The organism is Chryseobacterium sp. (assembly GCF_022712095.1).
In the GTDB taxonomy this organism is placed as follows: domain Bacteria; phylum Bacteroidota; class Bacteroidia; order Flavobacteriales; family Weeksellaceae; genus Chryseobacterium.
On the sequence record NZ_JALAHD010000073.1, the window covers coordinates 1 to 8,493 of the forward strand.

Here is an 8,493-nt window from a genome sequence, read left to right on the forward strand (position 1 = left end):
CCTTTCTCAAATACTATCAAATATATTAGTGTTCCTTTATTATAAATATTTTATTGTGAATCGTAAATAAACCCCAAAAATCTTCATTCATTTTTCAACTGAGAAATGGGCACAATCCTCAAAAGCTACAAGATAAAAAAACAAAAACAAACAATCCATTTCCCATCTCCTTAAAAAACAAAATCCCCCTTTCATCTCTCACTGAAAAACTGTATTTTTGCATATCTAAAAGTAAAAGAAAAGAATGAATTCCTACAAAAATCCATTGGAAGAGCGCTATTCCAGTGAAGAAATGTTATTTAACTTCTCACATAATAATAAATTCCGTACCTGGAGAAAGCTTTGGATTGCCCTTGCTGAAATAGAAAAAGACCTGGGTCTTGACATTACAGACGAGCAGATTAAAGAGTTGAAAGACAATGCTGAAAATATTGATTTTGACAAAGCAGCAGAATACGAGAAAAAATTCCGTCATGATGTGATGGCTCATGTTCATACCTATGGAGATGTGGCGCCTTCAGCAAAAGGAATTATACATTTGGGAGCGACTTCGGCTTTTGTAGGTGATAACACAGACTTAATCCAGATCCGTGACGGACTTTTAATCCTGAAGAAAAAATTGGTCAATGTGATCAAAAACCTTTCGGATTTTGCTATTCAGTATAAAGACCTTCCGACATTAGGATTTACTCATTTCCAACCGGCTCAGTTAACAACTGTAGGAAAAAGAGCGACTCTTTGGTTACAGAGTCTGGTTCTTGATATTGAAGAGCTTGACTTCTTCCTGGAAACATTACGTTTCAGAGGAGTAAAAGGGACGACAGGTACAGCCGCAAGTTTTCTTGAGCTTTTCAATGGAGACTATTCCAAGGTAAAACATCTGGATAAGGAACTTTCAAAAAGATTTGGATTTGAGAAGGTTTTTGGAGTTTCCGGGCAGACTTATGACAGAAAAATTGATGCTAAAGTGGTAGCTTTATTAGGTAATATAGCTCAATCAGCACATAAATTCACTAACGATTTACGTTTACTTCAAAACCTTAAGGAAATTGAAGAGCCATTTGAGAAAAACCAGATCGGTTCCTCAGCGATGGCTTACAAACGTAATCCGATGAGAAGCGAAAGAATCGGAGCATTGGCAAAATATGTAATGTCTCTGACTACAAGTTCTGCAATGGTGGCTTCTACTCAGTGGTTTGAAAGAACACTGGATGATTCTGCAAACAAGAGATTAACGATTCCTCAGGCATTTTTAGCAGTGGATGCTATTCTTTTGATCTGGAATAATATCATGAACGGAATCGTAGTGTACCCGAACAGAATCAATAAGCATATTGAAGATGAGCTTCCTTTTATGGCTACGGAATACATTATCATGGAAGAAGTAAAAGCGGGAGGTGACCGTCAGGAAATTCACGAAGTGATCAGAGTTCATTCTATGGAAGCTTCCAAAAAAGTGAAGGAAGAAGGAAAAGAAAATGATCTGATCGAAAGAATCTTAAATGACAACTCTCTGAAATTAGATAAATCGAAATTAAAAGAAGTATTGGATCCTAAAAACTTTATCGGATTTGCTCCGGTTCAGACGGAAGAATTCGTGAAAAACGAAGTCCAGCCGATTCTGGATAAGAACAAAGAACTGATAGGGTTGGAGGCTGATCTTAAAGTATAAATCATATGCAGTCTTTTTGGGCTGCATATTTTATTTTAACCGGTATGAAAAAGCTGTTTTTCCTTCTTTTCCTGATACCCATTTTTTTCTTCTCTCAAAAGAAAGAGGTTCTAAGATATTTTATATCGGAAGACTCTTTAGTTGGTGTGAAAAATCAAAAAGGAGAAATTATTATTCCGGCAGAATTTAGAATATATTCTTCTACTTCTCTTAAAAATGGAGAAAAGATAAAAGAAAATATCATCTATATTGAGGGCAGAAAAATTAATGAAGCAGATGAAAAAAATGCTTCCGGCTATATGTATGACAGAAAAGGCAATTTTCTGTACCAGCCTTTTATATATGATAATGGAGCTGATTATTTTGTTGAAGGAGTAAGAAGGTTTGTTAAAAATGGAAAAGTTGGTTTTGCTGATCAGAATGGTAAAATAGTCATTGAAGCAAAACACGACTTTGTTTCTTCCTTTAATTATGGATATGCAGCATTTTGTAATGGCTGTGACTGGGAAAAAATAGATGATGAACATTCAAGGATGGCTGGAGGAATCTGGGGAGTGATGAATTATAAGGGAGAAATAGCTCAGCCTGTATCTAATCCTTCTGAAAAAGATGTTGAAGTCGATGGGAAATACTATCCGTATGTATTTCAATACAATCAAAAAGAAAAGGAGATTCTTCAGTTTTTTGAAAAATATGAGCCATTACTCTTTGATCTCCATGCCTTACCTTTTGTAGATGTTTTTTTAGAAAAAGAAAAAAAGCTGTTTTTTGAGATTATTGAAAGACCAAAGGAAAACTTTCCTTATTATAGAATCAATACCTATAATTGGGAAAAAAGAAATTTGGACAATGAATTAGGTTTCTTAGTTTCAGAAGATAGGAAAAAGATCTATAAAATGAACTATGATGAAGAAAAAGAACCCTTTAATAAGTGGTTGAAAGAAGACATAAGGATCATGTTGAAATATCAGGAAGAACATCCTGATCATCCGAATAAATTAGAAATAAAATAAGTATAATAATATAATATCTGGCATCTGATGTCTAATAACAAAAGAATTTTCGTAGAAAAAAGAGGAATTTTCGACGTAGAAAGTCCAAAGATTTTTGATGAAGTGAAAGCGGTGGCTCCATCGGTTCAAAACGTAAAAGTGTACAATGTGTACGATATTTTCGGATTGAATGAGGGAGAATTCGAAAAAGTGGTAAACAGTACATTCGTAGACCCTGTTACCGATATTTTACATAAAGAAAACCCTGCTCAGGCCACTCATTTTGCCATGGAGTTTCTGCCGGGACAGTATGATCAGCGTGCAGACTCTGCTCAGCAGTGTATCGCCTTATTAACGGAAAATGAAAAATCCAAAGTAAGAAGTGGAAGACTGATTGAAGTAGAAGGAGCTACAGAGACTGATCTTACCAAAATTAAAGATCTTTTGATCAATAAAGTGGAATCTCAGGAAAAAGACCTTACTATATTAGATATTCCGGCTGATGAAATACCCTCTAAAGTATTGGTTCATGATCAGTTTATTCAGTATACGGATGCTGAACTTGAAAGTTTTTATAACAAGCAGGGATTTGCTTTTGGATTAGATGATTTGAAGTTCATTCAGGAATATTTCAAAACAGAACATAGAAACCCTACAGAAACAGAATTAAAGGTTTTAGATACTTATTGGAGTGACCACTGTCGCCATACGACTTTTGAAACAGAACTGTCAGATATTCAGTTTGAAGGTCAGTTTAAGCATACATTGGAAACTATTTTCAATGATTATATTGAGAAAAGAAAATTCTTAGGACGCGAATTGAAGCCTATTTCCCTAATGGACTTAGCAACGGTTTGCGGAAGATATTTCCATAAAACAGGTAATCTGGAAAATCTTGTTGTTTCAGATGAAATTAATGCCTGTACCATTCAGATAGAAGCAGAATACGATGGTAAAAAAGAACCCTGGTATCTGTTGTTTAAAAATGAAACCCACAATCACCCTACGGAAATTGAACCTTTTGGTGGAGCTTCCACATGCTTAGGAGGAGCGATCAGAGACCCGTTATCCGGAAGATCTTTCGTATTTCAGGCGATGAGATTAACGGGAGCTGCGGATGTATTGGAACCGGTTGATAGAACATTACCGGGAAAACTTCCTCAGAAAACCATTACGAAGCAGGCTGCCAACGGATATTCATCCTATGGGAACCAGATCGGTTTGGCAACCACTATGGTTTCCGAAATCTATGATGAAGGTTATAAAGCCAAAAGAATGGAAGTTGGTTTCGTTACCGGAGCTGTCCCTGTAGATTGGGTAAGACGTGAAAAGCCGGCAGCAGGAGATTCAGTAATTATCTTAGGAGGAGCAACCGGAAGAGATGGAGTAGGAGGAGCAACCGGAAGTTCAAAAGAACAGGATGAAAACAGTATTCATACCATGTCTACTGAAGTACAGAAAGGAAATGCCGTAGAAGAACGTAAAATCCAGAGACTTTTCAGAAATGAAAAAGTTACCAAGCTGATTAAAAAATCCAATGACTTCGGGGCAGGAGGTGTTTCCGTTGCTATCGGGGAAATAGCAGACTCTTTAGAAGTGAACCTTGATGTTCTTCCATTAAAATATGAAGGATTAAACGGAACTGAACTTGCTATTTCAGAATCTCAGGAAAGAATGGCGGTAGTAGTAGATCCTAAAGACAAAGATCAGTTCATAAAATACTGCCAGGCTGAAAATATTGTTGCCGTAGAAGTAGCGAAAGTTACCGATTCAGGAAGAATGCAGATGTTCTGGAAAGGAGATAAGATTGTAGACCTTTCAAGAGAATTCTTGGATACCAATGGATGCTCCAAAAGTCAGGAGGTGAAAATTACTCACCTTGAAGAAGTGAAATCAGATCATAGAGAATTTACAGAACAAGAGTTTTTAAATATTCTTTCCGATAAGAATGTGGCTTCCCAAAAAGGATTGCTGGAAATGTTCGATGCTTCTGTAGGAGCAACTACGGTAGCGATGCCGGTAGGAGGAAAATACCAGCAGACTTTAATGGAAGGAAGCGTTCAAACCTTACCGGTGCTTGGTGCTAAAGATATAGAAACAGTTTCTTTGGCAAGTTGGGGGTTTGATGCGGAGATCTCAAAACAGAACTCATTATTAGGGGCTTCCTATGCCGTAGTGGAAAGTGTGGCTAAAATAGCCGCTATGGGAGGTGATTATAAAAATATCAGATTAAGCTTTCAGGAATATTTTGAAAAACTAGGACAGAATCCTGAAAAATGGGGGAAACCATTGGCATCTCTTTTAGGGGCTTATGATGCGCAGATCAATCTTGGTTTAGCAGCTATCGGAGGAAAAGACTCTATGAGCGGAACCTATCAGGATTTGAACGTGCCGCCTACGCTGATTTCTTTTGCCTGTGCTAATGGTGAGAAGAAAAATATCATCTCTCCTGAATTTAAGCAGTCAGGAAATAAACTATATTTCTACAATCATACCGCTCAGGAAAACGGACTTCCCAACTATGAAAGCTTAAAGAATATCTTCAGCTTTATCTTTGAAAATATAAAAGCAGGAAAGATTGTATCTGTAAAAACAATAAAAGAAGGAGGAGTTGCTGTAGCATTGGCAAAAATGAGCTTTGGAAACAGACTGGGAGCTGAAGTCAATATAGCTGATGAAAATATCCTTTTGTCAAAAAATATCGGAAGTTTAGTAATTGAATCTAATGCAGAGCTCAATACAGATGCTCTTCAGCTTATCGGGGAGGTTAAAGATTCTCAGACGTTAAAAATCAATAATTCAGAATTTGCAATCGAAAAATTATTGGAAGCTAATACAGGAACATTCGAAAAGCTTTTCCCAACCGTAGAAAAAGAAAAAATAATAATTGAGATGGACGGAGCTTTAAATTCCGTTAATCCAAGAAATATCATCATTAAAAAACATGGCATTGCAAAGCCTAAAGTGTTTGCACCTGTTTTCCCTGGTACCAACTGCGAATATGAAACTTTAAATGCGTTCCACAAAGAAGGGGCAGAAGTAAGCAGCTTACCATTGATCAATATCAATCACCAGTTACTGGACGAAAGCATTGATGCATGGGTAAAAGAGATCGGTCAATCTCAGATCCTTGCATTTTCAGGCGGGTTTTCCGCAGGAGATGAGCCGGATGGTTCCGCTAAATTCATTGTGAATGTTCTGAAGAATGAAAAAATGAAAAATGCGGTTCATCAGTTATTGGAAAGAGACGGAATGATCGTGGGAATCTGTAACGGTTTCCAGGCATTGATCAAATCAGGATTATTACCTTACGGGGAAATTAAAGATCTTGATGAAAGTTCTCCTACACTAGCTCATAATGCGATCAGAAGACATATTTCCCAGATGGTGAATGTAAAAGTAGTTAATGATGAAAGCCCTTGGCTAAAAGGAATGAAAGATCAGGTATTTACTATTCCTATTTCCCATGGTGAAGGGCGTTTTATGGCTTCAGAAGAAGAAATAAAGAAATTGTATCAAAACGGTCAGGTGGCGACACAGTACATCGACTTTGAAGGAAATATTGCACATGGAATGCCATTTAATCCTAATAACTCATTATTCGGAATAGAAGGAATTACCAGTCCATGTGGTAAAATATTCGGAAGAATGGGACATCCGGAACGTTTTGCAGAAGGATTGATGAAGAACATTCCAACCGCTAATTATCATAATATATTTAAAAACGGTGTCGAATATTTCAAATAATAATCAACATAAAGTGATCGTCATTAATGGCGATCATTTTTTTGATCTTCCCGGATTCTACGAGGAGGTTTCAAAAGTATTTATGAAAGATACGGATTGGAAGGTAGGAACACTGGATGGTTTTAATGATATTCTTTACGGAGGATATGGTGTCTTTGATAATAAAGAAGAAGTTCAGATCATTTGGAAAAATTCCCTCAAATCACAGCAGGATCTCGGAGTCGAAGCAACCCGTATGTTTTATGAAAGTAAGATCATACAGGGAAAACCTTTTAATGTGGAATTAATTTATAAGAAACTGGAGGAGTTGTTAGTAGGAAGTGGGCAGACACTTTTTGATATTCTGATTGAAATTATACAGTGTCACGAAAACAATATTACATTAATCTTAGAGTAAATATGAAAAAAATAATTTATGGGCTGTTCTTTGGAGACAGTATAACCTATGGTGAATATGATGGTGTCTTTGGCGGTTGGGTGGATATTCTGAAAAGATACGCTCTTCAGAAGTTTAATGAAGGAAGTAGCAATGAATTGATTCTTTTTAATCTCGGAATAGGAGGAGAAACATCGGACGGATTGGTTAAAAGGATCCATGCGGAAATGACAGCCAGAAATTCTCCGCAGGGGAATATCGTTTTTATAGGATATGGGGCTAATGACTTAGCGATAAAAGATGGGAATTATATGGTTGCCCCTGAAAAATTTAAAACTAATTTGGAGTATGCCATTAAACAGGCCAAACAATTTTCTAAGGCTATTTACCTCGTTGGTATTTTACCTTTTTCAGAAAAAATAGATGGAGTGGTTGTCGCTTCCGGAAAACTAAGGTATAATTCCGAAGTTCTAAAGTACAATCAGATACTTCAGGAGATAGCAACTGAAAACCAGTTAACTTATATTGATTTTTATTCTGTTTTTTTTAAAGATAAAGAAGCTTTGCTTTCTAAAGATGGCGTCCATCCTAATGAAAAAGGATATGGAATTATGGCGGAAACAACTAGGAGCGTAATTGATAAATATCTATAACAAAAGGAACTGTAATAAATTTACAGCCCCTCTAGATAATATACACAAATCATGTATGAAACTAAGGTCTTTTTTAATCGTCTATTCCCAAAAAGTTTCCTGTAGAACTGAATTTTAAATCAATATCATTGTTACCTTTGGTAATCTCTACGGCATATCCATAATTTTCCTTTTCTATAGAGGTGATGGAATACCCAGTATAATTAGTTGAAACATAAGTTGAGATAGCAGAAGGAACTACCGAAGAAGGAAGGGCACTACTCGTTTTACTTTCAATTTCTTTCCATTCTCCGGCAGCATTAAATTCGATTTTATATCCTGTAGACAAGTATACTTCATAAGAAACCTGATTGTATTCTGTTTCCTTTTTCACCATTACATATTCTGCATTAGTGAAATTTTGTCCTACAAAATTTTTGGCAGCCTGAGGAAGATCAGCATAATTAATCACTTCTTCATTGTCTTTATCATTGTCTACATCAATTCCTACAAACTGTTGAGACTGGTTGAATATAAGTTCCAGCCCACTGTTTAATTCTACAGAATATCCATAGTTTTCTTTGTCAATTTCTACGATCCAGTTATTTGGATAATTGACTTTAATATAGTCTGCAATAGCAGGAACTTCCTGAGTTAAAAAGCTGTCAGGGATAGCCTGTTTTGTTTTGCTTTCAATCTCTGTCCAGTTTCCGTTCTTATCAAAATCTATTTCGAAATTATTGTTTAATAAAGCCTTATATACTGAATTACGGACATTCGGAGAAGAATACTGGCTTGCAGATTGAACCGAAGATCCACTAAAATAAGTAGAAATAAAATTCTTGGCTGTTGTAGGTAAATCACCAGCTGTAATAGAGGTGCTCTGCCCTTGATAATCATCCTTATTATCGTCACTGCATGAGACAAAGCCTAAAGAAGTTGCTGAAACAAGTCCTATAATAAAAAAAAGTTTTTTCATTGTTTTATGATTTTGAATTATGTTATAATCTTTTCTTGATATAACAAAAGTAGAATCATATTTGGGAAAGAATTAGGAATAAATAAATATTTCTC

General features: G+C 36.0%; 6 protein-coding genes. 5 read left to right on the forward strand and 1 reads right to left on the reverse strand.

Annotated elements, in window-relative coordinates:
* The first annotated feature begins 244 nt into the window (after positions 1–244).
* From purB to Q0A18_RS03490, 5 genes are read left to right on the forward strand one after another with little or no spacing between them, the layout of a single operon-like run.
* On the forward strand, positions 245–1,672 hold the full coding sequence (purB, locus tag Q0A18_RS03470) for an adenylosuccinate lyase (RefSeq protein ID WP_292008781.1): 1,428 nt from the start codon (positions 245–247) through the stop codon (positions 1,670–1,672).
* 44 nt (positions 1,673–1,716) lie between these two features.
* The gene (locus Q0A18_RS03475) at positions 1,717–2,685 is read left to right on the forward strand and encodes a WG repeat-containing protein (RefSeq protein ID WP_292008782.1); all 969 of its coding nucleotides are present in this window, start codon (positions 1,717–1,719) and stop codon (positions 2,683–2,685) included.
* 27 nt (positions 2,686–2,712) lie between these two features.
* On the forward strand, positions 2,713–6,411 hold the full coding sequence (locus Q0A18_RS03480; RefSeq protein ID WP_292008783.1) for a phosphoribosylformylglycinamidine synthase: 3,699 nt from the start codon (positions 2,713–2,715) through the stop codon (positions 6,409–6,411).
* A complete protein-coding gene (locus Q0A18_RS03485; protein WP_292008784.1) occupies positions 6,392–6,808 on the forward strand; it encodes a ribonuclease inhibitor in 417 nt (138 codons plus the stop codon). Before Q0A18_RS03480 ends, Q0A18_RS03485 begins: the two co-directional genes overlap by 20 nt.
* A gap of 2 nt (positions 6,809–6,810) precedes the next feature.
* The gene (locus tag Q0A18_RS03490) at positions 6,811–7,440 is read left to right on the forward strand and encodes a GDSL-type esterase/lipase family protein (RefSeq protein ID WP_292008785.1); all 630 of its coding nucleotides are present in this window, start codon (positions 6,811–6,813) and stop codon (positions 7,438–7,440) included.
* A 73-nt stretch (positions 7,441–7,513) separates the two neighbouring features.
* Here Q0A18_RS03490 and Q0A18_RS03495 read toward each other — a convergent pair whose 3' ends face one another.
* Positions 7,514–8,398: a PepSY-like domain-containing protein gene (locus tag Q0A18_RS03495; RefSeq protein WP_292008786.1), complete on the reverse strand. Its 885-nt coding sequence runs from the start codon at positions 8,396–8,398 to the stop codon at positions 7,514–7,516.
* Positions 8,399–8,493: the final 95 nt, after the last annotated feature.

What these genes read in the sequence shown, in the direction of transcription:
- purB (WP_292008781.1), top strand. Translation starts at nt 245, where the DNA reads ATGAATTCCTACAAAAATCCATTGGAAGAGCGCTATTCCAGTGAAGAA.
- Q0A18_RS03475 (WP_292008782.1), top strand. Translation starts at nt 1,717, where the DNA reads ATGAAAAAGCTGTTTTTCCTTCTTTTCCTGATACCCATTTTTTTCTTC.
- Q0A18_RS03480 (WP_292008783.1), top strand. Translation starts at nt 2,713, where the DNA reads ATGTCTAATAACAAAAGAATTTTCGTAGAAAAAAGAGGAATTTTCGAC.
- Q0A18_RS03490 (WP_292008785.1), top strand. Translation starts at nt 6,811, where the DNA reads ATGAAAAAAATAATTTATGGGCTGTTCTTTGGAGACAGTATAACCTAT.
- Q0A18_RS03495 (WP_292008786.1), bottom strand. Translation starts at nt 8,398, where the DNA reads ATGAAAAAACTTTTTTTTATTATAGGACTTGTTTCAGCAACTTCTTTA.